General features: G+C 69.2%; 19 protein-coding genes and 4 pseudogenes. 13 read left to right on the forward strand and 10 right to left on the reverse strand.

Annotated elements, in window-relative coordinates:
- Positions 1 to 15 precede the first annotated feature (15 nt).
- Positions 16 to 1,697, reverse strand: a pseudogene (locus tag QUE79_RS10410) (long-chain-fatty-acid--CoA ligase).
- 97 nt (positions 1,698 to 1,794) lie between these two features.
- Between QUE79_RS10410 and QUE79_RS10415 the strand changes: the two are divergent.
- The 3 genes and pseudogenes from QUE79_RS10415 (at position 1,795) to QUE79_RS10425 (ending at position 4,348) form a co-directional block, all read left to right on the forward strand.
- Positions 1,795 to 2,613: an SDR family oxidoreductase gene (locus QUE79_RS10415; RefSeq protein ID WP_286346590.1), complete on the forward strand. Its 819-nt coding sequence runs from the start codon at positions 1,795 to 1,797 to the stop codon at positions 2,611 to 2,613.
- A gap of 207 nt (positions 2,614 to 2,820) precedes the next feature.
- Positions 2,821 to 3,593, forward strand: a pseudogene (locus tag QUE79_RS10420) (oxygenase MpaB family protein).
- Positions 3,590 to 4,348 (forward strand): SDR family oxidoreductase, encoded by a 759-nt coding sequence (locus QUE79_RS10425; RefSeq protein WP_286346591.1) that lies wholly within the window; start codon positions 3,590 to 3,592, stop codon positions 4,346 to 4,348. Before QUE79_RS10420 ends, QUE79_RS10425 begins: the two are co-directional and overlap by 4 nt.
- 6 nt (positions 4,349 to 4,354) lie before the next feature.
- Here QUE79_RS10425 and QUE79_RS10430 read toward each other — a convergent pair whose 3' ends face one another.
- The 3 genes from QUE79_RS10430 to QUE79_RS10440 form a co-directional block, all read right to left on the reverse strand.
- Positions 4,355 to 4,843, reverse strand: a complete 489-nt coding sequence (locus tag QUE79_RS10430; protein ID WP_286346592.1) for a Rho termination factor N-terminal domain-containing protein — start codon at positions 4,841 to 4,843, stop codon at positions 4,355 to 4,357.
- A gap of 100 nt (positions 4,844 to 4,943) precedes the next feature.
- Entirely contained in the window at positions 4,944 to 6,647 is a 1,704-nt protein-coding gene (locus tag QUE79_RS10435) for a long-chain-fatty-acid--CoA ligase (RefSeq protein WP_286346593.1), read from the reverse strand.
- An 88-nt stretch (positions 6,648 to 6,735) separates the two neighbouring features.
- A complete protein-coding gene (locus QUE79_RS10440) occupies positions 6,736 to 7,293 on the reverse strand; it encodes a TIGR03086 family metal-binding protein (RefSeq protein WP_286346594.1) in 558 nt (185 codons plus the stop codon).
- A gap of 121 nt (positions 7,294 to 7,414) precedes the next feature.
- Here QUE79_RS10440 and QUE79_RS10445 point away from each other — a divergent pair, with 121 nt between their 5' ends.
- Positions 7,415 to 7,750, forward strand: coding sequence for a DUF6412 domain-containing protein (locus QUE79_RS10445; RefSeq protein ID WP_286346595.1), 336 nt, complete (start codon positions 7,415 to 7,417; stop codon positions 7,748 to 7,750).
- Between the two features lie 66 nt (positions 7,751 to 7,816).
- The gene (locus QUE79_RS10450; RefSeq protein ID WP_286346596.1) at positions 7,817 to 8,524 is read left to right on the forward strand and encodes a YidC/Oxa1 family membrane protein insertase; all 708 of its coding nucleotides are present in this window, start codon (positions 7,817 to 7,819) and stop codon (positions 8,522 to 8,524) included.
- Positions 8,525 to 8,656: 132 nt separating this feature from the next.
- Here the strand turns inward: QUE79_RS10450 and QUE79_RS10455 are convergent, their stop codons facing one another.
- A complete protein-coding gene (locus QUE79_RS10455; RefSeq protein WP_286346597.1) occupies positions 8,657 to 9,214 on the reverse strand; it encodes a YceI family protein in 558 nt (185 codons plus the stop codon).
- Positions 9,215 to 9,354: 140 nt separating this feature from the next.
- On the reverse strand, positions 9,355 to 10,359 hold the full coding sequence (locus QUE79_RS10460; protein WP_286346598.1) for an aldo/keto reductase family protein: 1,005 nt from the start codon (positions 10,357 to 10,359) through the stop codon (positions 9,355 to 9,357).
- 124 nt (positions 10,360 to 10,483) lie between these two features.
- Between QUE79_RS10460 and QUE79_RS10465 the strand changes: the two genes are divergently transcribed.
- The 7 genes from QUE79_RS10465 to QUE79_RS10495 all read left to right on the forward strand — a co-directional run bounded on the left by QUE79_RS10465 (position 10,484) and on the right by QUE79_RS10495 (position 17,418).
- The gene (locus QUE79_RS10465) at positions 10,484 to 11,563 is read left to right on the forward strand and encodes a glycosyltransferase family 2 protein (protein ID WP_286346599.1); all 1,080 of its coding nucleotides are present in this window, start codon (positions 10,484 to 10,486) and stop codon (positions 11,561 to 11,563) included.
- On the forward strand, positions 11,488 to 11,997 hold the full coding sequence (locus QUE79_RS10470) for a hypothetical protein (protein ID WP_286346600.1): 510 nt from the start codon (positions 11,488 to 11,490) through the stop codon (positions 11,995 to 11,997). Before QUE79_RS10465 ends, QUE79_RS10470 begins: the two co-directional genes overlap by 76 nt.
- The gene (locus tag QUE79_RS10475) at positions 11,994 to 13,985 is read left to right on the forward strand and encodes an ArnT family glycosyltransferase (RefSeq protein ID WP_286346601.1); all 1,992 of its coding nucleotides are present in this window, start codon (positions 11,994 to 11,996) and stop codon (positions 13,983 to 13,985) included. The genes QUE79_RS10470 and QUE79_RS10475 overlap by 4 nt, the downstream gene beginning before the upstream one ends.
- 98 nt (positions 13,986 to 14,083) lie before the next feature.
- Positions 14,084 to 14,935 carry a DUF4397 domain-containing protein gene (locus tag QUE79_RS10480; protein ID WP_286346602.1) on the forward strand — a complete coding sequence of 284 codons (852 nt, stop codon included), beginning with the start codon at positions 14,084 to 14,086 and terminating at the stop codon, positions 14,933 to 14,935.
- A gap of 7 nt (positions 14,936 to 14,942) precedes the next feature.
- Positions 14,943 to 16,436, forward strand: coding sequence for a family 8 glycosyl hydrolase (locus tag QUE79_RS10485; RefSeq protein ID WP_286346603.1), 1,494 nt, complete (start codon positions 14,943 to 14,945; stop codon positions 16,434 to 16,436).
- Positions 16,394 to 16,780 (forward strand): sortase domain-containing protein, encoded by a 387-nt coding sequence (locus QUE79_RS10490; protein ID WP_286346690.1) that lies wholly within the window; start codon positions 16,394 to 16,396, stop codon positions 16,778 to 16,780. Before QUE79_RS10485 ends, QUE79_RS10490 begins: the two co-directional genes overlap by 43 nt.
- A 23-nt stretch (positions 16,781 to 16,803) precedes the next feature.
- Positions 16,804 to 17,418 (forward strand): lysophospholipid acyltransferase family protein, encoded by a 615-nt coding sequence (locus QUE79_RS10495; protein WP_286346604.1) that lies wholly within the window; start codon positions 16,804 to 16,806, stop codon positions 17,416 to 17,418.
- Between the two features lie 137 nt (positions 17,419 to 17,555).
- Here QUE79_RS10495 and QUE79_RS10500 read toward each other — a convergent pair whose 3' ends face one another.
- Positions 17,556 to 17,804, reverse strand: a complete 249-nt coding sequence (locus QUE79_RS10500) for a hypothetical protein (protein WP_286346605.1) — start codon at positions 17,802 to 17,804, stop codon at positions 17,556 to 17,558.
- 144 nt (positions 17,805 to 17,948) lie between these two features.
- On the opposite strand from QUE79_RS10500, the gene QUE79_RS10505 reads away from it, so the two are divergent.
- Complete coding sequence (locus QUE79_RS10505) at positions 17,949 to 18,473, forward strand: hypothetical protein (protein WP_286346606.1); 525 nt, start codon at positions 17,949 to 17,951, stop codon at positions 18,471 to 18,473.
- Positions 18,474 to 18,534: 61 nt separating this feature from the next.
- Here the strand turns inward: QUE79_RS10505 and treZ are convergent.
- The 3 genes and pseudogenes from treZ to glgX form a co-directional block, all read right to left on the reverse strand.
- Positions 18,535 to 20,279 (reverse strand): annotated as a pseudogene (gene treZ, locus QUE79_RS10510) (malto-oligosyltrehalose trehalohydrolase).
- A pseudogene (gene treY / locus QUE79_RS10515) lies at positions 20,279 to 22,632 on the reverse strand (malto-oligosyltrehalose synthase). The pseudogenes treZ and treY overlap by 1 nt, the downstream one beginning before the upstream one ends.
- Entirely contained in the window at positions 22,629 to 24,746 is a 2,118-nt protein-coding gene (glgX, locus tag QUE79_RS10520) for a glycogen debranching protein GlgX (RefSeq protein WP_286346607.1), read from the reverse strand. The pseudogene treY and the gene glgX overlap by 4 nt, the downstream one beginning before the upstream one ends.
- Between the last annotated feature and the right edge of the window lie 6 nt (positions 24,747 to 24,752).

Below are 24,752 nucleotides of genomic sequence, written 5' to 3' on the forward strand. Positions count from 1 at the left end.
CCGCGCGGCCCGCCGCTACTTCTTCGCCAGCAACTGCTCTTTCACCTGGCGGCGGATGACCTTTCCGATGAGGCTCTTCGGGAGGTCGTTCACGATGACGATGCGGCGCGGCACCTTGTAGGCGGCGAGGTTCTCTCGGGCGTACTCCCGCAGACCGGCCTCGTCGAGGGTGACGCCCTTGTCGACGACCACCGCGGCCGTGACCTGCTCGTTCGACGACGAGCCCAGCCCGACGACGGCCACGTCGGCGACGCCCTCGAACCGGCGGAGGGTGTCTTCGACCTCGGAGGGCGAGACGTTGAAGCCTCCCGTGATGATGAGGTCTTTGATGCGGTCGACGATCGAGAAGTAGCCGTCTTCGGAGATCGTGACGATGTCGCCGGTGCGGTACCAGCCGTCGGCGAACGCTTCGGCGGTGTCGTCGGGGCGACCGTAGTACCCCTGGAAGACCTGCGGCCCCTTGACGACGAGTTCGCCGCGCTCGCCCGGAGCGACTTCGACGGTCGGGTTGTCAGGGTCGACGGCGCGTGCCTCGGTCGATGGGAACGGCATGCCGACGGTGCCGGCGCGCCGACCGTTCGAGACCGGGTTCGCCATCAGCACGGGCGACGTCTCACTGAGCCCGTAGCCCTCGATCAGCCAGCCGCCCGAGCGCTCCTCCCACGGGTCGACGACCGCCGCCGAGAGCGGCATCGCCCCCGAGATGGCGATGTCGATGCCTTTGAGGAGACCCCGGCATCGTCGGCGGCGCGCTGGAGGCGCTGGTAGATGGGCGGCACCGCGGGAAGGAAGGTCGGCGGGTGCTTCTTCATCGCGGCCAGGACGAGCGACGGCTCGAACGCCGGGAACAACACCAGGCGCGCGCCCATCCGCATGGCGAAGGTGAGGCAGAGGGTCAGCCCGTAGGCGTGGAACATCGGCAGGATCGCGTAGACGACGCTGGAGCCCTCCTTGATCTGCGGGATCCAGGCCTGGCACTGCGCGGCGTTCGAGAGCAGGTTGCCGTGGGTGAGCATGGCACCCTTGGGACTGCCGGTGGTGCCGGACGTGTACTGGATCAACGCCAGGTCTTCGGTCTCGGGGCGGGGGTGCTTCGGATCGATGCGCGGCGATCCTGCGATCTTCTCCCACGGGGTCGTCCCCGAGACGGTCGTCGTCAGGCGCTCGCGCGACTCGCGAGCCCGCTTGACCGGGAGCCGCAGCTGGATGCGCGTCATCAACGGCATGGCCCTCGTCACGTCGATCGAGACGATGCCGTCGATCGGCACGTCGGCCGGGAAGGCCTGGATGGTCTTCACCACTTTGTCCCAGGCGATGGCGAACCGGGCGCCGTGGTCTTCGAACTGGTGGCGCAGCTCGCGCGGCGTGTAGAGCGGGTTGTGCTCGACGACGATCGCACCGAGGCGCAGGATCGCGTAGAACGCCACGACGTGCTGCGGGCAGTTCGGCAGGATCAGCGCGACCGTGTCGCCTTTCTTCACCCCGAGCTCGCGGAGGCCTTCGGCGGCCCGCTGGATCTGTTCCACCATGCTCTCGTAGGTGGTCTCGGCACCGAAGTACTCGAGGGCGGTCGCCTTCGGGTACTTCTCGGCCGTCACACGAACGAGGTCGATGAGTGACCCCTTGGCTGGTTCGATGTCGTGCGGGATGCCGGGGGCGTAGGAATCAAGCCAGGGACGAGCGCTGTCGATGGTCACCCCACCACTCTAGGAGATTCCCCGGGGAAGTCCTGGAAGGTGCCGGGCCTCCCGGGAGTTGACTGACCACGGATCATCCGTCGAAAGGACACACATTTTGAGCAAGGTCTGGTTCATCACAGGAGCATCGAAAGGCTTCGGCCGCGAGTGGACGGAAGCCGCCCTCGAGCGCGGCGACAGCGTCGCGGCGACGGCTCGCAAGCCCGAGACGCTCGACGACCTCACCGAGAAGTACCGCGACACGTTCCTTCCACTGCAGCTCGACGTCGACGATCGTGACGCCGACTTCGCCGCGGTGAAGGCGGCGCACGAGAAGTTCGGTCGCCTCGACGTCGTCATCAACAACGCCGGCTACGGCCACTTCGGCACCATCGAGGAGCTCAGCGAGCAGGACGTCCGCGCCCAGCTCGAGACGAATCTCTTCGGGGCGCTCTGGATCACGCAGGCGGCGCTGCCGTTCTTGCGCGAGCAGGGCTCCGGTCACGTCATCAACGTCTCGAGCATCGGCGGGATCACCGCGTTCCCCGGAATCGGCGCGTACCACATGTCGAAGTGGGCCCTCGAAGCCCTCGGCCAGTCGCTCTCGCAGGAGGTGGCCGGTTTCGGCATCAAGGTCACGACCATCGAGCCGGGCGGATTCTCGACCGACTGGGCCGGCCCGTCGGCCAAACACAGCGACGAGCTCGACGCGTACGCACCCCTGCGCGAAGCGCGACAGAAGCAGCAGTCGGGTGCCAAGCGCGGCACACCGGAAGCGACTCGCGGCCCGATCCTCAGGATCGTGGACTCCGAGAACCCGCCGCTGCGCATCTTCTTCGGGGAGACGCCTCTGGCGACCGCTACGAAAGACTACGAGTCGCGGCTCGCGACCTGGAACGAGTGGCAGCCCGTCTCGCTGGAGGCGCAGGGGGAGTAGGGCCCCGTTCCCAGGTGGCTGGCATTCACTGGGTGGATGCCAGCCACTGCTTTTCTCTCCGGGATCACCGAGCCGATCCGGTCCCGTCTGCAGTTCACCTTCAACGGGCAGCGCACCGGTACTCCCGCCTGGGTCAGCGACCTGGCCACGGGCGAGGACCCCGGCTTCTTCGGGCCGGGCTCGGCCGTCTGGGCCGTGCACGGCGGCATGTCGACGATCCCGGCGGGCGTGCGCGCGCTCCTGGTCCAGGCCCTGCACCCCGGTGCCCTCGCCGGAGTCCACGATCACTCGCGCTACCGCGAGGACCCCTCGGTCGTCTCGCCGGAACCATCCGCTGGATCTTCACCGTCTCGTACGGCAGCCGCGAGGCAGCGACCCAGGCCTCGAACTGGGTGCTGCGTCTGCACGAGAAGGTGACCGGCAGCTACCAGGATCAGCACGGGGTCACGCACGACTACGCGGCCAACGACGCCGACCTGCTCTCGTGGGTGCACCTGGCCTTCGCCGACTCGTTCCTCGCGACGGCTCTCGCCTGGGGAACACCGATTCCCGGCGGGGCGGACGCCTACGTGCGCGAGTGGGCCGTTGCCGGCGAGCTGATGGGGGTGCAGGATCCCCCGCGCTCCTACAACGAGATGCGCGCCCACCTCGACGCCTTCGACGTGGACGGTGTGCTCGAGCGGTCCGCTCGCACGGAGGAGGTCGTGCGGTTCCTCAAGCGGCCGCCGCTCTTCCCGGTGCTGAGAGCCGGCTACCCGGTGCTCTTCGACGGCGCCGTCGGCACTCTGACGCCCCGGCACCGCGAGCTCCTCGGCCTGCGATCGCCGCACGTCGGCCCGGTGCCGCTCCCGACGCGCCCGGCGACGGCCGTCATGCTCGCCGGGATCGGCGCTCTGCTCGGAGCCGAGCCCGCTGCGGCGAAAGCCGCTCGCGCCCGGCGCGCGCGCCTCGGTATCGTCGACCCGGAGGATTCGCGATGACAGCACAGACGGGCGTGGCCGTGGTGACGGGCGGCGGCAGCGGCATCGGCCGGTCGGCCGCACTGGCGTTGGCCGGCGCCGGGTGGACGGTCGTCGTCGCCGGGCGTCGACAGGACGCGCTCGACGCTGTCGTGGCCGAGGCGTTCGAGTTCGACGGGAAGGTCGACGCGATCCGGGCGGACGTCTCGGTCGAGGACGACGTCCGCGACCTGTTCGACACGACCGTCGATCGGCACGGGCGGCTCGACCTGCTTTTCAACAACGCCGGAGTCGGGGCGCCTCCGACCGACCTCGACTCCATCTCCCTCGACACCTGGAACCAGGTCATGGCCGTCACCGTGACCGGGTCGTTCCTGTGCGCCCGCGAAGCCTTCCGAGTGATGAGGGCGCAGGATCCCCAGGGCGGCAGGATCATCAACAACGGCTCGATCTCGGCGTACTCGCCCAGGCCTCTCTCGGCGCCCTACACCGTCGCCAAGCACGCGGTCTCGGGCCTGACGAAGCAGATCCAGCTCGACGGCCGGCCCTTCGGCATCGCCTGCGGTCAGCTCGACATCGGCAACGCGGCGACGAGCATGGGCGGTGGCGCGGCGAACGGCGCACAGCAGGCGGACGGCACGGTGCGGCCCGAACCCACGATGGACGTCGCAGACACGGGCCGCGCGGTCCTGTACATGGCGAGCCTGCCCGCCGGCACGAACGTGCCGAGCCTGACGGTCATGCCGACGGCGATGCCGTTCGTCGGTCGCGGCTGACCCTGCTCAGGCCTGCTGCAGCTTCTCCACGAGGGTGGCCTTCGACAGGCGTGAGTAGCCGACGATCTTCTTCTCGCGGGCGAGGGAGCGCAGCTGGATCATCGTGAGCGACGACAGGTCGGCCGACTTCGCCGTGCCGCGCTTCGTCGGGACGTCGACGGTCACGGCGTGTGGCAGCGGGAGGGCGGAGTTCCCGGCGGGCGCGACCGGCGCGGAAGGAACCTTCGCCAGCTTCTCGGTCGCGGCGACCTTCTTCGCCGCCGACTTCTTCGCGGCGGCGGTCTTCTTCTCGATGGCCTGCTTGGCGTCGGCCAGCTGAGCCTTCTCGAGCTTGGCCTTCGCCGTGGTCTTCTTCAGATCGGTGCGCAGGTCTGCCGCCTTCGAACGGCTCTTCTTGCTGGCTTTCTCGGCCTTCTCCTGCGCCTCGGCGACGGCTTCCTTGGCCTTCTTCAGAGCCTTCTTCGCGGTCGTCTCGAGCTTCTTCTGGCTTGCCATGGGTCGGGGCCCTTCCTAGGACTGCGTAAATCGGATTCCCCAGTGTTCCACGCCAAGGTTAACGACCCCGGTTTCCGATGCTGCGGCGCTCTTCGCGAGGTCACGATGCGGCGATGAGCGACTCCCGCACCTTTCTCCTCAGCGTCTTTCCGATGAGGTTCTTCGGCAGCTCGTCGACCACGACGAAGCGCTTGGGCACCTTGTAGGCGGCCAGGTGCTCCTTGCAGTGAGCCCGGGCCGCCGCCTCGTCGAAACGGGCGCCGGCTTTCAGCACCACGGCCGCGGCGACGTCTTCTCCGCCGGCCTCGCGCGGGATGCCGACGACGGCCACCTCGGCGACTCCGGCGATGCCGAGGACGGCCTCCTCCACCTCCGACGGCGCCACGTTGAACCCGCCGGTCACGATGAGTTCCTTGATGCGGTCGACGATCGTGACGAAGCCGTCGGCGCTCATGGCCACGATGTCGCCCGTGCGGAACCAGCCGCCCTCGAGGAAGACGAGCGCCGTCTCGTCCGGCCGGCGCCAGTACCCCTGGAAGATCTGCGGGCCGCGGAGCAGCAACTCGCCCGGCTCGCCCGGGGCGACCTCGTTCTCGGGGTGCTCGCGGTCCACCACCCTGGCCTCGGTCGACGGGAACGGCACACCCACGGTGCCGGGTCGACGCGACGGGCCCACCGGGTTGCCCAGCGCCACCGGCGACGTCTCCGTGAGCCCGAACCCTTCGACGAGGAGCCCGCCGGACACCTCTTCCCAGGCGTGGACGACCGACGCGGGGAGATTCATGGCACCCGAGATCGCGAAGCGAACGGCCGACAGGTCGACCTTCCGCTTCGTGGCGGCCTCGGCGAGGCGCTGGTAGATCGGCGGCACGGCCGGGAGGAAGGTCGGCGGATGCTTCTTCGCGGCGGCGAGCACGAGATCGACGTCGAACTTCGGGAACAGCACCAGTCGCGCGCCGATCCGCATGGCGAACGTGAGGCAGAGGGTGAGTCCGTACGCGTGGAAGAACGGCAGCACGCCGTAGATCGTCTCGCTCCCGTCCGCGAGGCCGGGAACCCAGGCGCGCCCCTGCTCGACGTTGCTCCGCAGGTTCCGGTGGCTCAGGATCGCGCCCTTCGGCGCGCCGGTCGTGCCGCTGGTGTACTGCAGCAGCGCCGTGTCGTCGAGGGACGGGCGCTCGTGGTCGGCGAGGAGGAGCCGTGAGCGGACGACGTCGCGCCACGCGACGACGTGGAGGCCGCGGTGCCTGGTGACCTTCGTGGTCAGGGCGGACCTGGCATCCTGCGCTCGCTTCAGCGGCAGCCGCAGGGCGAACCTCTTGCTCGCGGGCATCTCCCGGGTGATGTCGACGCTGACGATGGAGGTGAAGCGGATGTCTTTGGGCATCTCGGCGAGGCGATCGACGAGCTTGTCCCAGGCGATGGCGACGGTGGCGCCGTGGTCCTCGAACAGGTGGCGCAGCTCTCGATCGGTGTACAGCGGGTTGTGTTCGACGACGACCGCTCCCAGGCGGAGGATCGCGTAGAACGCGATCACGTGCTGCGGGCAGTTGGGCAGGAGGAGCGCCACGCGGTCGCCGTGCCCGACGCCGAGCCGGCGCAGGCCCTCGGCGACGCGCTCGATGCGATCGTGCAGGACGTCGTAGCTGGTTCCGCGCCCGAAGAACTCCAGCGCGGTGTGCGAGCGATACTGCTGGGCGGCCTCGTCGATGAGGTCGACCAGAGTGCCGGTGACGGGTTCGATCTCGGCGGGGACGTCGTCCGCGTAGCTCGCGAGCCAGGGATGTTCGTGGTCGTCTGACATGGGCACAGCCAACCACGACGGGCTGGCCGAGCCCTGCGGCGCGCCACGCCCCTGTCGGTTCGGCCGGGCGGGACGTCGCAGCGGAGTGTCAGCCCGCGTCGCGCCCCGTCAGCGCCAGGAGACGGATGCGCAGAGGGGCGTCGTTCGGCACCGCGACGGCCGGTGCGTAGAGTCCGCTGGCCTCGAGCTGCCCGGCCTGCGGTTCGAAGACCGCCCACACGGCGTCGACCAGGTCTTCGTCGAGCTCCTCGCTGGTGCCGGTGGCGCGGGCGAGGTCCCACGTGTGGATGGTGATGTCGCCGACCTGCTCGGCGAGATACTCGGAGGCCGACACGGTGTCGTAGGACAGGTGCACACGCGCGTCGAGATCCGCCGACTCCCAGGCCTCGAGAGCGGCGACGGAGTAGCGGTTCCACTCGGCGGGCAGATCGTCACCGAGGGGCGCCATGGCCAGCTTCGCCTCGGCCGTCGTGCGTCCGGCGAGCAGCTCGGGCACCCACTGCAGGTCTTCGGTGACGTGCGTCACGAGGTCGCGGACGTTCCAGTCGGTGTCGGGTGTCGGCGCTTCCCAGTCGACGACGGCCGCGACGCGCGCCGTGAACTCGGTGTGCGCGGTGCGCAGGAGGGCGATCCAGTTGTCGGTCATGGGGGATCCTCTCGGACGTGCTCGGGCTTGGGTCAACCCTGGCGCGTGACGCGTTGTTCCCGGAGCCCGTTCGCCGACAGCGTGACGCGCTCCGAACGGGGAGTCGGCTACGGTGAACGACATGAGCAGCCTGTTCGACGGTCTCCTGCGCGTGATCGCGCTCGCCGTCGAGCCCGTCGCGAGCGCCCCCGGGAACGCGTCGCTCCCGATCCTGCTCGGCATCGCGGGAGCCGCCGGCCTCACGGTTGTCGTCGCGGTCGGCGCGCTCGCGCTCGCCGTCCGGGCGATCGCGGCTTCCGCACGGTCGGCGAGTCCCGCCACGCTCCGGCGGGCCGACCAGGACGCCGATCTGCCGGTCGCGGTCACGCAGAGCGACCCGGACGCCGACGGTCACACGCGCTCTCGGGCACCGGGCCACCGGGTTCGATTCCCCGCACTCGTACCGACCGTCGTCTGACGGCAGACCTTCTCGGCGAGAGCGGGGCCGCACGCGTCCCCTCCCTCGACCTGAAAGAGCTCTGCCATGAATCCCTTCGACCTTCCTCCCGTCGCCGCTGCCCTCGACGGGCTCTACCACCTCGTGATGGCCCTCATCACGACGCTCGAGCCGTGGGCCGGTGCGTCCGCCGCGGCGCTGGCCATCGTCACGCTCACAGCGGCGGTGCGCCTGGTGCTCCTGCCGGTCGCCATCTCGCAGGTGCGAGCCGAGATCCAACGGCGCAGGATCGCGCCGCGCGTCGAAGCGCTCCGCACGCGTCACCGATCCGATCGCGAAGCCCTGACGAGGGCGCTCGGTCGGCTCTACACGTCCGAGAGGGTGTCGCCCGTCGCGGGCATCGGTCCGACGCTGCTTCAGGTGCCCGTCCTCGCCGGCGTCTACGCCCTGTTCTCGCACGCGACGATCGCCGGGCACGCCAACGCGCTGCTCGCCCACACCGTCTTCGGGGCTGCGCTCGGGGCGAACCTCGTGGCCGGGCTTCCTCATGTCGCTGCGTTCGTCGTGATCCTGCTGCTCCTCGCCGGCGTCGTCGAACTGACCCGCCGCGCCAACCTGCGCTTCGCGCCGCAGCCTGCGACCCCGGTTCCCGGAGCCGCCGCACTGGCCCGGGTGCTGCCGTTCGTGACCGTCGTGTTCGCCGCGCTCGCACCGTTCGCGGCGGCGCTCTATCTCGTGACGAGCGCCGCCTGGACCCTGGGGGAGCGCGCGATCCTGCGTCGTCGCCTCGCCTGAGCCCCCGGCGAACGGGCGCTTTACGCAGAACAGGCGAACTAGTTCGCCCGTTCTGCGTAAAAGCGCCCGTCCGCGGCGGGACGCACGAAGGGCCCGCGCCAGAGACGGCGCGGGCCCTTCGAGGAGCGGGTGCTACTTGGCGAGGACGAGCTGGATCTCGAAGTCGAGCGTGATCTCGTTGCCGAGCGTGAAGCCGCCGTTGTCGAGGGGCGCGTTGAACGACACGCCGTACTCGGTGCGGTCGATCTTGCCCTTGGCCGAGAAACCGGCCTTGGTCTGGCCGTAGCCGTCGGTGACGATGCCGCCGAACTCCGCCTTCAACTGGACGGGCTTGGTGACGCCCTTGAGGGTCAGCTCGCCGTCGATGACGAGGTCGTCGCCCTTCTCGGTGATGGAGGTCGACCTGAAGACGGCCTTGGGGTGCGCCTCGGTGTTGAAGAAGTCGTCGGAGTGCAGGTGGCCGTCGCGGTCGGCGTTGCCGGTCGAGATCGACGCGATGTCGATGGTGGCCTCGACGGTCGAGTCGACGATCGAGTCGCCGGTCACGAGGGTGACGTCGAAGGAGCTGAACGAGCCCTTGACCTTGCTGATGGCGAGGTGGCGAACCGAGAAGGTGACCTCGGAGTGCACGGGGTCGATGCCCCAGGTGCCCGCGACGTAGCCCGGAATGGTTTCGGTGGTGATGGCCATGGTTGTTCTCCCAAAGTTCGGTGATGGTCGGTGTCAGATCGATGACATGACATCGACCTACGGATAGATGCAATCGTATCTACTCGCGGGGTATTCCCGGACACGCGTAAAGTAATACGGCGTTAACGGACGGCGCTCGCTCAGGCGGGACGTGACTCCGGAGAGACCGTCTTCGCAGGATCCCGTTCGGCCAGGTGACCGATGGCGGCGTCGACTCTCCCAAGCGCATCCGCGGGCAGCGTCACCCCGGCCGCCTTGACGTTGTCGTACACCTGCGCGGGGCGTGAGGCACCGATGATGGCCGACGCGACGTTCTTGTTCTGCAGCACCCACGCGACCGCGAGCTGCGCCATCGAGAGACCGAGATCGGCGGCGACCGGCTCCAGGTCCGCGACACCGGTCAGGATCTCGTCGCGAAGGAACCGCTTGATCGTGTTGACGCCGCCCTTCTCGTCGGTGGCCCTCGATCCGGCCGGCACCGGCTGCCCCGCCTTGTACTTGCCGGTCAGCACGCCCTGGGCGATGGGGGACCAGACGATCTGCGAGATGCCGTATTGCTGGCTGGCGGGGACGACCTCCTGCTCGATGACCCGCCACAGCATCGAGTACTGCGGCTGATTCGAGATGAGCTGGATCCCGAGCTTCTGGGCCAGGTCGTGGCCGGCCTTCAGCTGCTCGGCGTTCCACTCGGACACGCCGATGTAGAGGGCCTTGCCCTGGCGGACCACGTCGGCGAACGCCTGCATGGTCTCTTCGAGGGGCGTCTCGCTGTCGTAGCGGTGCGCCTGGTAGAGGTCGACGTAGTCCGTTCCGAGTCGGCTGAGCGACCCGTCGATCGACGCGAGGATGTGCTTGCGGCTCAGCCCCACGTCGTTGTGTCCGCGGGGGCCGGTCGGCCAGTAGACCTTCGTGAAGATCTCGAGGGACTCGCGCCGCTGGCCCCGAAGGGCATCGCCGAGCACCTTCTCGGCGGCCGTGTTGGCGTACGCGTCTGCGGTGTCGAACGTCGAGATGCCGGAGTCGAGAGCGGCGTGGACACAAGCGGTGGCGGCGTCGTTCTCGACCTGGGACGCGTGCGTCAGCCAGTTGCCGTAGGTGAGCTCCGAGACCTTGAGGCCCGAATTGCCGAGGTATCTGAATTCCATGTCCTCACGCTACCGAGGCCCCGCCTGGCCCGCTATGTGAACAGCATGTGTCGGAACCCTGGCAATTGGGAGAAATTGCTGTCCCCCTCCCAAACCCCCACCCGCTGGCCCCCGAACGAGTCACATGACCTCGACTGACCCGAATCAAGCGACGTCCTTCGCTGCCGCTGGGGATCCCGCCCCACTGCTCACCCCGCAGGCACCGCAGAACGGTACCTTCGTCCCGAACCGGGGCGTCTCCACCACAGACGCCGGTTCCGCCTTCGGCCTCCACTTCCCGGCGTGGTCCCTCGCCGAATGGGTGGGGTACTCCGCTCTCGTCATCGTCTCCATCCTGCTCACCGCCGTCGCGGTGTCGACCCTCTGGTGGATGCTCCACGCCTGGCGCTCCAAGGACAACCTCAAGGGCACGTCGTTCAGCGACACGCCCCTGGCCGCTCGGCACACCTTCACCCTGCTCGTGCCGGGCCGCCACGAAGAGGAGGTCATGGGCCAGACCCTCGACCGGCTCGCCCTGCAGGATCATCCCGACTTCGAGATCATCGCGATCGTCGGGCACGACGACCCGGGCACCGAGAAGGTCGCCAGGGACGCCGCCGCGCGGCACCCCGACCTGATCCGGGTGGTCGTCGACGACTCGGTTCCCAAGAACAAGCCGAAGGCCCTCAACCTGGCTCTCCAGACGGCGAAGGGCGAGATCGTCGGCGTGTTCGACGCCGAGGACGAGGTGCACCCCCGGCTGCTCACGCTGGTCGACTCGAAGTTCTCCGAGACGAACGCCGACGTGGTCCAGGGCGGCGTGCAGCTGATGAACTTCCAGTCGTCGTGGTGGAGCCTCCGCAACGTGCTCGAGTACTACTTCTGGTTCCGCTCGCGCCTGCACTTCCACGCGAAGTCCAAGTTCATCCCGCTCGGTGGCAACACCGTGTTCGTAACCAAGCGGTGGCTCGACTGGTCGGAGGGCTGGGACGCCGGATGCCTCGCCGAAGACTGCGAGCTCGGCGTCCGGCTCTCGAGCGCGGGGGCCAACGTCGTCGTCGCGTACAGCCCCGAGGTCGTCACCCGCGAGGAGACCCCGGCTCGTTCACGTCGCTGCTCAAGCAGCGCACCCGCTGGAACCAGGGCTTCATGCAGGTCCTCGGCAAGGGCGAGTGGAAGCAGCTCCCGACCGTCAAGCAGCGCTTCTACGCCCGCTACCTGCTGACGATGCCGTTCATCCAGGCGATCACCGGCCTGCTCATCCCGATCTCGGTGATCCTGATCTTCACGATCAAGGTCCCGACGGGCATCGCCCTCATCACGTTCATCCCCGTCGCGCCGACCCTGGTGCTGCTCGCTGTGGAGATCACAGGCCTCGCCGAATTCGGCCGGACCTACGGGACGAAGGTGCGAGCCCTCGACTACTTCCGCCTGATCTGGGGGCTCATCCCGTATCAGATCTTCCTCGCGCTGGGCGCCGTGCGCGCCGTCTACCGCCAGCTGCGCGGCCAGAACGCGTGGGAGAAGACGGAGCACACCGGAGCCCACCGCGACGCCGAGGCGCCTCTCTCCACCGACACGAACGTCATCCCGATCGGCTCCGCCCGCCAAGGTCAGCCCGAACCCGCCTACCTCATGGCATCCGGAGATGAGCGATGACCGCGACGATCGAACGTCCCGTCGAGAAAACCCCGCCGCGTTCGCCGCAGACGCCCGACATCCAGCCGCCGGCCGGGCAGGAGCGCAGCTCGTGGCTCCGTCGGCACGGCACCACCCTGATGTTCCTCGTGCCGGTGCTGGCGATCGTCGGCGTCGTGCAGCGCATCAACATGACCGGTTCGCCGCAGCGCATCGACGACGAGGGAACGTACACGGCCCAGGCCTGGTCCATCGGCAACCTCGGCGAGCTCACGCATTACACCTACTGGTACGACCACCCGCCGCTCGGCTGGATCCAGATCGCCGGCTACACCGGCCTGACCGGAGCGTTCGGCCGCTACGCCCAGGCCGTCATGGCCGGGCGTGAGGCGATGATCTTCTTCGCTCTCGTCTCGGTTCTGCTCGTCTGGCTGCTGGCCCGGCGCATGGACCTGAGCCGACCGGCCGCCGCTGTCGCAGCCCTCGTGTTCGGCATCTCGCCCCTGGCCGTCCAGTTCCACCGCACCGTCTACCTCGACAACGTGGCGGTGCCGTGGCTCCTGCTCGCCTTCCTGCTCGCGCTGAGTCGGAAGAACCAGCTCGCAGGTTTCATCGGGGCCTCGTTCGCCTTCGGCATCGCGGTGCTCTCCAAGGAGACGTTCCTCCTGGCCCTGCCCTTCCTCGCGTGGGTCATGATCCGCAACTCGGAGAAGTCGACGCGCCGGTACACCCTGGCGACGTCCGGGGCGATCCTGGCGCTCGTCGGTCTCAGCTACGTCGTGTTCGCCGCCGTGCGCGGGGAACTCGTCCCCGGCAAGGGCCACACGAGCCTGATCAGCGGGCTCACCTTCCAGCTCGGGACGCGGACCGCGAGCGGCTCGATCTTCGACAGCCGGAGCCTGTTCTTCAAGGTCGTCGATCAGTGGTGGAACCTCGACCAGGTGTTCATCGTGATGACCGTCGTCGCCGCGATCGTCGCCCTGTTCCTCAAGCGGCTGCGCCCGCTGGCCGTGCTGGTGCTGTTCGCGGTGGCCATCATGTTCCGACCGAACAGCTACGTGCCGGTGCCCTACGTCATCATGCTGCTCCCGTTCGGCGCGCTTCTGATCGCCGGTGTCGGCGACACCGCCGTGAAGGCGTACCGAGCCCGTCGCGCCGGCCGGATGACCACGTCGCTGAGTCGGGTCGGAGCCACGGCGTGGCTGGTCGTCTCGGCGCTCGCCGTCGCCGCGATCGTCCCGCTCTGGACGGTCCAGCTCCGAGGCTTCCTGCAGACCGACCTCGACGCTCCGATGGTCAGCGCCGAGCAGTGGGTGGACGACAACGTGCCGCACGACTCGCGTCTGCTCGTCGACGACTCCATGTGGGTCGACCTCGTGAAGGACGGTTTCGCCCGCGACAACGTCATCTGGTTCTACAAGATCGACACGGACGGCGCCGTCGAGGCGCAGTCGCCGAACGGCTGGAAGGACAGCGACTACATCGTCACGACCGACTCGGTGCGGACCTCCGCCGGGGGCAGCAAGCAGGTCCAGGACGCTCTGAAGAACTCGACCGTGGTCGCCACCTTCGGTTCGGCCAACCAGATGGTCGACGTCCGCCAGATCCACCCGCAGGGAGAGGCCGCGGCCAAGACCGCGGCGACGAAGGAGAAGGCGGCGCTGACCACGGCGGGCCTCCAGCTTTCGCAGAACCCCGACCTCACCGGCTCGGCGGCACTCAAGAAGCAGCTCGCGGCCGGCCAGCTCAACGCTCGGGCGAGTGTCGTTCTCGGGCAACTACTTGCCACCGGCCCCGTCTCGGTCAAGGATCTGAAACCACTCCCCGGAGAGAACGGGCTGGCCTTCCGTCAGCTGGTCGTCACGAAGAGCGCCGGCGAACCCGGTGCCCAGCTCACGACCTGGCTGAAGTCGGTCGGCTCGACCTACGCCCCGTCGACGGTCACCCAGGCCGGCGGCACCACCACGATCGTCTTCCCGGCGATCGAGCGGAACGGGCTGGTGGGCTGACGCCCACCGCGCCCCGCTGCGCCCACCCGAAACACCCGAACCCGAAACACCCGAACCGGCGCCACTGAGAAGTGCCGCCCGCACGGAAAGGAACCACCATGGCTTCCGCCATCGAAACCCGAACCACCCGCCGGCCCGTCCCGAAGCGCCTCGCGATCCTGCTCGCCGTCGTCGCTGCCGCGATCCTGGCGCTCGGCGCCGCGTTCTTCCAAGCACCCGCCGCGAACGCCGCAGGATCCGCCACCGGCTGGGTGCGCGTCGGTCACCTCTCGCCCGACACCAAGAGCGTCGACGTGCGCCTCACCTCGCTCAAGGGCGGCCAGGTCGTCTACGAACTCGACAACGTCACCTACGGGCAGGTCAGCTCCTACAAGCAGCTGCCCGTCGGCACCTACTCGGTCTCGATGACGTCGGCCGGTGCGTCGGCCACGTCGAAGCCCGTGATCAGCGCCTCGATCACCGTCGCCTCGGGCAAACCGATCACCGTCGTCGCCTACGGCAAGAACGCCGATCTCAAGACGACCGTCTTCGAGGACGACCTCACGAAGCCCGCGGCCGATACGGCGCGCATCCGACTCGTGCAGGCCGCCACCGTGTCGAAGTCGGTCAGCGTCGCCACCTCCACCGGCACCTGGGTCGCCCAGAACGCCCCCTACGGAAGCGCCTCCGGCTACGCGTCGGTCGGGGCCGGCAAGTGGACCCTCGACCTCACCGGCAAGAAGAAGGCCGCCACGGCGACCGCCAGCGTCAACCTCGCCTCGGGCAGCATCAACACCCTCTTCGTCCTCGACAACGCCAAGGGCGGCATCACGATCGTTCCGGCCGTCGACAGCGCCGCAACGACCACCACGCCCAAGGGCGGCGTCCAGACGGGCGGCGGCTACGAGGCCACTCACGAAGCACCGACGTTCTTCGGCGGATTCCGCACCTTCGCCGAGGCGAACCACTAGGGGCCGCGTGGCAGCCAGGACACGAGCCCTCGTCGCCTCCGGGGTGGTGCTGGCCGTCCTCGTGACGGCCGGCATCGCCACCCTGGCGGTCGGCGGCCTCCCGTCCGGATCGTCGGCGGAGACGCCCTCGACCAGTTCGGCGACGACCACCGCGGGAGCCACTTCGCCGCGATCGGCCACGACGATCGGGAAGGCTTTCCTCAGCGACTACGTCGACCACGACGGTGCCGACGCGGGACGCGTCATCCGGCGAGACCAGGGCGGCGACACCGTCAGCGAAGGGCAGGCCTACGGGCTGCTCGTCGCGGCCGGCGTCGGCGATCGGAAGACCTTCGCCGAGATCTGGTCGTGGACGAAGACGAACCTCGAGCGCCCCGACGGCCTCCTCGCCTGGCGCTGGGACAAGGGGAAGGTCGTCGACGACATGCCGGCGTCCGACGCCGACCTCGACACGGCACGGGCGCTCGTCCTGGCCGGCAAGACGTTCGACGATCCGGCCTACACGGCCGCCGGATCCACGCTGGGAGGCCACATCCTCGATCATCTGACCGAGGAGACCCCGGACGGCAGGATCCTGCTCCCGGGGCCGTGGGCGTCCGGGCCCGGCCCGTGGTCGTACAACCCGTCGTACGCGGCTCCCGCCACGTTCGCCCTGATGGCGAGCACGACGAAGGACTCCCGCTGGAAGGAGCTCGAGACCGGCTCGCGGGCCGTCACCCAGAAGATCCTGCAGGCGTCCGCTCTCCCGAGCGACTGGGCGCAGGTCAGGACCGACGGCTCGGTGGTGCCGCTCCCGAGTGCGACGGGCACGGCCGGAACCGTGCAGTACGGCTACGACGCCGGGCGCCTGGCCGTCCGCTACGCCGAATCGTGTTCAGCGAGCGACGTGGCCCTCGCCGCGAAGCTCGCCGCACCGCTCGCCGACAAGAACCCGCTGCCCATGCAGCTCGACCTGGGCGGGACTGCCATGAACACCGACCAGAGCCCGCTCGGCTACGTCGCGCGAGCCGCAGCCCGGGCGGCTGCCGGACAACAGGGGGCGCCACCTCCGACCTCCGGATCGCCGACGACCTGGCACGGTCGACTCCCACGTACTACGGGTCCGCCTGGGACGCCCTCGGCGCCCTGCACCTCGAGACGGGCGCCCTGGGATCCTGCTCGCCCCTCGCCTCGGCGTCGCCTTCGAAAGGACAGTGACATGGTCTCCCGCTTCAGGGCCGCCCTCGCGGTCACGGCCGTCGCCGCCCTCGCTGTGGCCGGGCTGGCCGGCTGCTCCGGCAGCTCGGGGACGGCGGCAGGGCCGACCGCGACGGCGACGGCCACGCCTCACCCCGGTGCAGCGGGGGCGATCCAGGATCCCGACACCGAATCGCTCTCGTACACGCCGGCGGCGGGGACTACCCCACGCGGATCGCGATCCCGGCGATCGACGTCGACAGCGGGCTCGAGCACCTCGCGATCGGCGCTCAGGGCGAGCTCGATCCGCCCGACGCGGCCATGAGCGCCGGCTGGTACGCCAAGGGCGTCGTACCCGGAGGCGTCGGACCGGCGATCATCGCGGGCCACATCGACTCCGCAACCGGCCCCGGCGTCTTCCTCCACCTCAACCGCCTGGCCGCCGGCGATCGGGTCACGGTCACGATGAAGTCGGGCGTCGTCGAGACCTGGCAGGTGACCGGCTCCGACCAGTCGCCGAAGAGCAACTTCCCGACCAGCAGCGTCTACGGGACCACCCCCACGCCGGCGCTGCGACTGATCACCTGCCAGGGCACCTTCAATCCGGCCATCGGCCACTACGACGACAACCTCATCGTCTTCGCCGACCTCGTGTCGGTGAAGGGCTGAGCGAGCGCCGTACTCTGGGTCTCGTGTATCGCTTTCTTCGCGCGCTCATCGTGCGTCCCGTCATCCTCGGCTGGTTTCGCGTTCGCGTGACGGGGCTGGAGAACGTGCCGCGCCGAGGCCCCGTGATCCTGGCCAGCAATCACCTGGCCTTCATCGACTCGATCTTCCTTCCCGCCGTCGTGAAGCGTCGCATGACCTACCTCGTCGCGAGCACGTACTACGAGAAATCAGGTGCGCTCGGCCGGTTGATGGGCTGGTTCCTCACGCAGGTCGGACAGCTGCCCCTCGATCGCTCGGGTGGCTCCGCCTCGAAGGTCGCTCTCGAGACCGGGCTCCAGGTGCTCTCGGAGAACGGCCTGATCGGCATCTACCCCGAGGGCACTCGCTCGAAGGACGGCAAGATGCATCGCGGCCGCACCGGCGTCGCCCGGCTGGTCCTGGCCTCCGGCGTGCCCGTCGTCCCCATCGCGCTCGCCGGAACGGATCACCTCTTCGGCCGGGGAAGCGCCTGCCGCGTCGATCGGTGGTCACGATCCACTTCGGCCGCCCGCTCACCTTCGAGACCGTCGAGGGCGATTACGACGCCCGCCGTCTCCGCGCCGTCACCGACGAGATCATGCACACGATCCGCGGCATGACCGACCAGGAGTACGTCGACGCCTACGCCGCGACACGCAACTAGCGTAAGGACCGGCCGGAGTAGGCGGGTGCGCGCAGGTGCCGGCGGGTCGGCGCCGACCCGCAGAGAGCCGCGACGACCCGCCCACGCTCCCGCTCAGGAAGGCGGCATGAACTTCGTCGACCCGCGCGCCGCCGACTCGTTGTCCTGGATCTGCTTCTGGACGCTCGCGGCGTCGCAGGCCGCCCGGCGCTGGTTCTCGAGGTCGTCGCGCGACTCGTCCGGTGCGGGCCGCGAGCTCCGTGTCAGGACGGTGCGTCGCAGGCGGGCATACGCGAATCCCGCCGCGACCAGGACGACGAGCGCGCCCACCGACCAGATCACGTTCAGTGCGGTCGGACTCATGATCTTCTTTCCCCCGGATGCAGTCGATCTCCACACGGCATCTCAGTGTGCACCCCCTGCCCCGGCGCCCGCCAGTGGTGGGCGACGCCCTTCCCTCCTGCGCGGGGCCTTCCCGAGGGAGGCCGAACGTGTCAGTCTCGGAGCATGACGAGCAGGAAGCCCCGGCCACCCGTGTGGCAGCAGGGTGCCTCGCGGTCGTACATCGAGAATCCGGACCAGGAACCGCGCGGGTTCGGGCCGGTCCGGCGGCGGACCCTGGTGCTCGTCCGAGTGGCTCAAGCCGTTCTCCTCGGCTGTTCCCTGACGGCTCTCGCAGTCGCCGGCATCGCGCGACAGGACATGCCGGTCCTCACCTTCGTCTTCCTCTGGGCGGCCGTGCTGCTGGACTATGCGGTGCGATCGCGAATCCGCCTGCAACCGTCGCCGTCGCCGTCCAGGCGGGTCCAGGCGGTGGTCGCCTGCGGAATCCTGATCCTGTGGCTCGCCTGGCTCGTCGTCCTCGAGGTCAGGGGCGCGCCGTCGGGACGGTCCGGGGTCACCTGGGTCGCCACCGGAGTGGTCGGTTACGTCGTCATCCTGGCCGCCGTGGCCGCAGCGCAGCGCGCGCGGTACTTCCAGTGGCGCGAGCCGAAGGCCCCGACAGGCGACACGAGGCCCCAGGAGGGCTAGTCGAAGCCCGCCCGGGTCGGCGCGCGACGCGTCGGCGCACGACGGGTCAGCGCACGACGGGTCAGCGCACGACAGCGACCGAGTGCGGCGGCAGCTCGAGCGACGCTCCCGCGGTGACCGAGGGGTCGCTCGCGAACAGCACCTCCGCCGACGAGACATCGAGGCTCCGGGCCGCGTCCGCGAAGTTGACCGCGACGCGGAGGGTTCCCCGGGTCAGGACGAGCCAGCGTTCCTCCTCGGAGTGGCTCACCGTCACCGACGAGAGCGCAGGATCGAGAAGCTCGGGCTCGCTCCGCCGAAGCGCGATCAGCCGGCGGTAGGCGTCGAGCAGCACCGCGTGGCGGCCCTCGGTCACCTCGCTCCAGTCGAGCTTCGACCGCGTGAAGGTCTCGGGGTCTTGCGGGTCGGGGACGACGGCAGGATCCCAGCCCATCTTGGCGAACTCGGCGATGCGCCCGGTGGCCGTCGCCTCGCCGAGTTCGGGCTCCGGATGCGAGGTGAAGAACTGCCAGGGGGTCGAGGCGGCCCACTCCTCACCCATGAAGAGCATCGGGGTGAACGGCGCCGTCAGCGTGAGCGCCGCGGCGATGGCCAGCTGACCGTCGTCGAGGGAGGCGGCCAGTCGGTCGCCGACTGCGCGGTTGCCGATCTGATCGTGGTTCTGGTTGGCGACCACGAGCCGCCAGCCGGGCATCCGGGCCGTGTCGATGGGCCGGCCGTGGTAGCGCTCGCGGAACGACGACCAGGTGCCGTCGTGGAAGAAACCGCGGGTGAGCACCTTCGCGAGGGCGTCCAGGTGGGCGAAGTCGGCGTAGTAGCCGCTGACCTCGCCGGTCAGCGCGACGTGCACCGAGTGGTGGAAGTCGTCGCTCCACTGCCCGTCGATTCCGAAGGCGCTTCCGCCGTGCGACGCTGCTTCTCGCGGGGTGACGAGGGAGGTGTCGTTCTTGTCGCTTTCGGCGATGAGCGTCTTGGGCAGACCGGCCGCGGCCGAGAGGCGAGCCGCTCGGATCGCCATCTCCTCGAGCAGGTGCACGGGAGAGTCGTCGACCAGGGCGTGCACCGCGTCGAGCCGGAGGGCGTCCACGTGGTACGAGTCGAGCCAGAGCAGGACGTTGTCGAGAATGAACGACCGCACCTCGCTCGATCCTGCGTCGTCGAGGTTCACCCCGGTGCCCCAGGTGCTGGCGTGCTTGTCGGTGAGGTAGGGCCCGAACCGGGGCAGGTAGTTGCCCGATGGTCCGAGGTGGTTGTAGACGACGTCCTGCACGATGGCGAGGCCGCGCGCGTGGCAGGCGTCGACGAAGCGCTGGTAGGCCCGGGGCCCGCCGTACTTGTCGGTGACCGTGAACCAGTCGACCCCGTCGTAGCCCCAGTTGTGCGTGCCGTTGACCCCGTTGACCGGCAGGATCTCGACGAAGTCGACGCCGAGGCCGACCAGGTGGTCGAGACGCTCGATGGCCGAGTCGAGGGTTCCGGTCGGCGTGAACGTTCCGATGTGCAGCTCGTAGATCACGGCGCCGGCCAGGGGCGGCCGCGCCAGGCGTCGTCGGTCCAGGCGAACTCCGCCGGGTCGTAGGTCTCGCTGAGCGCGTGGACGCCGTCCGGCTGCCGCAGGGACCGCGGGTCGGGAAGGGGAGTCGCGTCGTCGTCGAGCACGAAGCCGTACCGGTGACCTGGCCCGCGATCGAGCCCTTCGGGTGCCCGCCACCAGCCGTCGTGATCGCGTGTCAGCTCGTGGCGCTCGTCGTCGAGAACGAGTCGGACGCGCTCCGGGAGGGGAGCCCAGACGTCGTAGAGGGCCATCAGTCGCCTTCGGGGGAGAGGTGGTCGGGATCGGAGGTGGCCGGCACGAGCAGTGCCACCGGGTAGGTGTCGAGCAGGTCGGCCAGACGCAGTCGGGAGCCGTCGAACCGGCGCCCGGTCAGCACGTCGAGGCGTGCGCCGTCGCTGAGGTGGAGTTCGGTACCCCGCCAGCCGCCGGACTCGGCCAGCCCCACCGGCAGTCGCGTCGCGATGGCGATCGCGCCTCCGCGGTCGATGGCGACGGCTGAGACGGCCGCTTCGCCGAACACCGGCAGCGGCGCGTACCGGGTGAACAGCTCGGGCCGGTCGCGGCGGAGCGTGAGCGCGCGTTTCGTCAGGAGGAGTTTGGCCGCGCCCGTCTCGTCGACGTCGGGAACAGCGCCGTCCTGGATCGCGGACAGGTACAGGCGCCGCAGATCGAAATCGACCGGGCGACGATTGTCGGGATCGACCAGCGAGTAATCCCACAGGTCGGTGCCCTGGTAGACGTCGGGAGCGCCCGGACCGGTGAGCTGCAGGAGCGCGAGCGAGAGCGAGTTCGACCATCCGGCCGCGCGCACCACGTCGACGATGCGCTCGAGTTCGCTCGACACGGCGTCGTCGTCGAAGCAGGCGTCGACGAGGGCGTGCATCTTCGACTCGAAGGCCTCGTCGGGCTCGGTCCACGTCGTCGAGGTGCCGGCCTCGCGGGACGCTTTCTCGGCGTAGGCGTGCAGGCGCTCGCGGGAGGCCGGCCACGCGCCGACGATGCTCTGCCAGAGGAGGTTCTCGAACGGTCCGTCGCCCAGGGGCGCGAGCTCGCGGAGGCGACCCAGGGCCGCGGCCCACTCGTCCGCCACCTCGGACAGGACCGCGATGCGGGCTCGAACGTCGGAGGATCGCTTCGTGTCGTGCGTCGACAGGGTCGTCATGGCGTCCGGGAACGTCGCGAGGCGCCGCTGCTGCCGGGCGTGGAACTCGGCCGCGGTGAGGGAGAACTGACTGGGCTCCGCACCCACCTCGTTGAGCGACACGAGTCTGCTGGAGCGATAGAACGCCGTGTCTTCGACCCCTTTCGCCATCACCATCCCGCTGGTCTGCTGGAATCGGACAGCCGCAGGATTCTCCGGGTCGCCGAGCGCCGCGACGACGGTCGCGATCTCGTCCCTCAGTTCGGGGCGGGCTCCGTCTGCCGCGGCGGCAGCCCGGGCGAGCTGTTCACCGCCCTGCGGCAGATAGCTGCGGTACACGGGGAACGCCGTCAGGAGTTCGGCCAGGGCGTCGACGGTCTCGGCCCGCGGCTCGCCGCCGGACGGAGTGAGCAGCCGAGCCAGGCGACGGACCTCGCTGCCGAGGATCCCGTCGGCGATCCCCCGCTTGGTGCCGTGGATCATGCGTTGCCAGTCGAGGAGCTCGGCGCTGCCGCGGAGACGGGCGTCGAGGAGACCGAGCGCCTCGGCTCCGTCGGGGTCGACCAGCACGCGGTCGAACTCGCCGAGAGCGTCGTAGCCGGTCGTGCCGTCGGCCGCCCAGTCGTGGGGGAGCTCTTCATCGCCTTCGAGGATCTTCTCGACCAGGACGTGCGCCCCGCCGGTCAGGACGTGCAGACGATCGAGATAGCCGGCAGGATCGGCGAGCCCGTCGGGGTGGTCCACCCGCAGTCCGTCAGCGATTCCGTCTCGGAACCAGCGGCCGATCTCGGCGTGCGACTCGTCGAAGACCCACGGCTCTTCGACGCGGAGGCCGGCCAGGGTGTTCACGGCGAAGAAGCGCCGGTAGTTCAACTCGTGGTCGGCGCGTTGCCAGTGGACGAGCTCGTAGTGCTGTCGGGCGTGGACGTCGACGGCGGAGTCCCCGGGCGTCAGCGTCCCCGGAGCGATCGGGTACCGGTTGTCGAAGTACCGCAGCTCGGAGCCCTCGATCCGCAGGTCGTCGAACCGACCGTCGCCGTCGGAGCCGAGCACCGGGATCCTGATCTTGCCGCCGCCCGCCGCCCAGTCGACGTCGAAGGCCTCGGCGAACCGGGAGTCGCGGCCGTGCTGCAGAAGGTCCCACCACCAGGCGTTCGAGTGCGGCGACGCCACGCCCATGTGGTTCGGCACGATGTCGATGAGGACGCCGAGCCCGAACAGGTGCGCCCGGTCGGCCAAGGTCTGGAGGCCCACCGCACCGCCGCGCGCGGGATCCACGCGGGAGTGGTCGACGACGTCGTAGCCGTGGTCGCTTCCCGCCTCCGCCTCGAGGACGGGGAGAGGTAGACCCAGTCGACTCCGAGGTCGCGCAGATACTGCACGACGTCGGCGGCGGCGTTCAGATCGAAGGCCTGCCGGATCTGCAGGCGGTACGTGGAGCGGGGATGGTGTCGCTCGGTCATGATTCTTCTTCGGCCGCGGCGCGGAGGACGACCATCGAGCGGCCCGCCACGGGGAGGAGCTCTCCGGCATGAAGCACGTCAGCGGGCTTCGGCGCGTCGGTGGAGTCGATCACGACCTCCCAGCACTCGGCGTACTCGTCGGGCGGAAGGGTGAAGGTGACCGTGTCGTCGTGGGCGTTGAAGTAGAGGACGAAGTTGACGTCCGTGATCCGGCCGCCGCGAGCATCCCGCCCGTGGATGCCGTTGCCGTTGAGGAACATGCCGATCGAGCGGCCGAATCCCGAGTCCCACTCCTCTGGCGACATGGCGTCGCCCTCGGGCGTGAGCCAGACGATGTCGGGCAGCGGGTCGCCCTCGCCACGGCGGACGTTGCGGCCGTCGAAGTAGCGCTGACGCCGGAAGGTCGGGTGCTTGCGGCGAAGGTCGATCAGGGCCGTCGTGAACGCGATCAGCTCGGCGTCGGCTGTCGACCAGTCGATCCAGCTGATCTCGTTGTCTTGAGCGTACGTGTTGTTGTTGCCGCGCTGCGTGCGACCCAGTTCGTCGCCGTGCAGGATCATCGGCACGCCCTGGCTGAGGAGGAGCGTCGCGAGGAAGTTGCGCACCCGCTGCCGGCGGAGCTCCGTGATCGCCTTGTCTTTGGTCGGGCCTTCGGCGCCGGAGTTCCACGAGCGGTTGTGGCTCTCGCCGTCGTTGCCGTTCTCGCCGTTGGCCTGATTGCGCTTCTCGTTGTAGCTGACGAGGTCGCGCATCGTGAAGCCGTCGTGCGCCGTGACGAAGTTGATGCTGGCGACCGGGCGGCGGCCGTCGCGTTCGTAGAGGTCGGCGGACCCCGTGATCCTCGACGCGAACTCGCCCATGGTCGCGGGCTCGCCGCGCCAGAAGTCGCGGACCGTGTCGCGGTACTTGCCGTTCCACTCGGTCCACTGCGGCGGGAAGTTGCCGACCTGGTAGCCACCGGGGCCGACGTCCCACGGCTCGGCGATGAGCTTCACCTGGGACACGATCGGGTCTTGCTGGACGAGCTCGAAGAAGGTCGACAGTCGGTCGACCTCGTAGAACTCGCGAGCGAGGCTGGCCGCGAGGTCGAAGCGGAAGCCGTCGACGTGCATCTCGGTGACCCAGTAGCGCAGGGAGTCCATGAGCAGCTGAAGCGAGTGCGGGTGGCGGACGTTCAGCGAGTTGCCGGTGCCGGTGTAGTCCATGTAGTACTGCTGGTCGTCTTCGACGAGCCGGTAGTAGGCGGCGTTGTCGATGCCCTTGAACGACAGCGTCGGGCCGAGGTGGTTCCCTTCGGCGGTGTGGTTGTAGACCACGTCGATGATGACCTCGATGCCGGCTTCGTGCAGCACACGCACCATCGTCTTGAACTCCTGCACCTGCTGGCCGTGGTCGGTGACCGAGGCGTACTGCTGGTGGGGCGCGAAGAAGCCGATCGTGTTGTAGCCCCAGTAGTTGCGGAGGCCCTTCTCGAGCAGCGTGTTGTCTTGCACGAACTGGTGGACCGGCATCAGCTCGATCGCGGTCACCCCGAGGCCCTTGAGGTGCTCGATGATCGCCGGATGCGCCACCCCCGCGTAGGTGCCGCGCTCAACCTCGGGGATGTCGGGGTGCGTCTCGGTCAGACCCTTGACGTGGGCTTCGTAGATGATCGACTCGTCGTAGCTGTACTTCGGCGGCCGGTCGCCCTGCCAGTCGAAGAACGGGTTGATGACGACGCTCATCATCATGTGCGGCGCGGAGTCTTTGTCGTTGCGCGAATCGGGCGCGCCGAAGTTGTAGGCGAAGAGCGCTTCGTCCCAGTCGATCTCGCCGCTGGTGGCTTTCGCGTACGGATCGAGCAGCAGCTTGTTCGGGTTCGCGCGGCGGCCGGACGCCGGGTCGTAGGCGCCGTGCACGCGGTACCCGTAGCGCTGTCCGGGCTGCACGCTCGGGAGATACCCGTGCCACACGTAGGCGTCGACCTCGAGCAGGTCGACGCGGGTCTCGACTCCGGCGTCGTCGAACAGGCACAACTGCACGAGCTCGGCCGCCTCGCTGTAGATCGCGAAGTTCGTTCCGCTTCCGTCGTAGTTGGCTCCGAGGGGATACGGGTTGCCGGGCCAGGTGATCATCGAACC

It is taken from the genome of Frondihabitans sucicola (genome assembly GCF_030296615.1).
Taxonomy (GTDB): domain Bacteria; phylum Actinomycetota; class Actinomycetes; order Actinomycetales; family Microbacteriaceae; genus Frondihabitans; species Frondihabitans sucicola.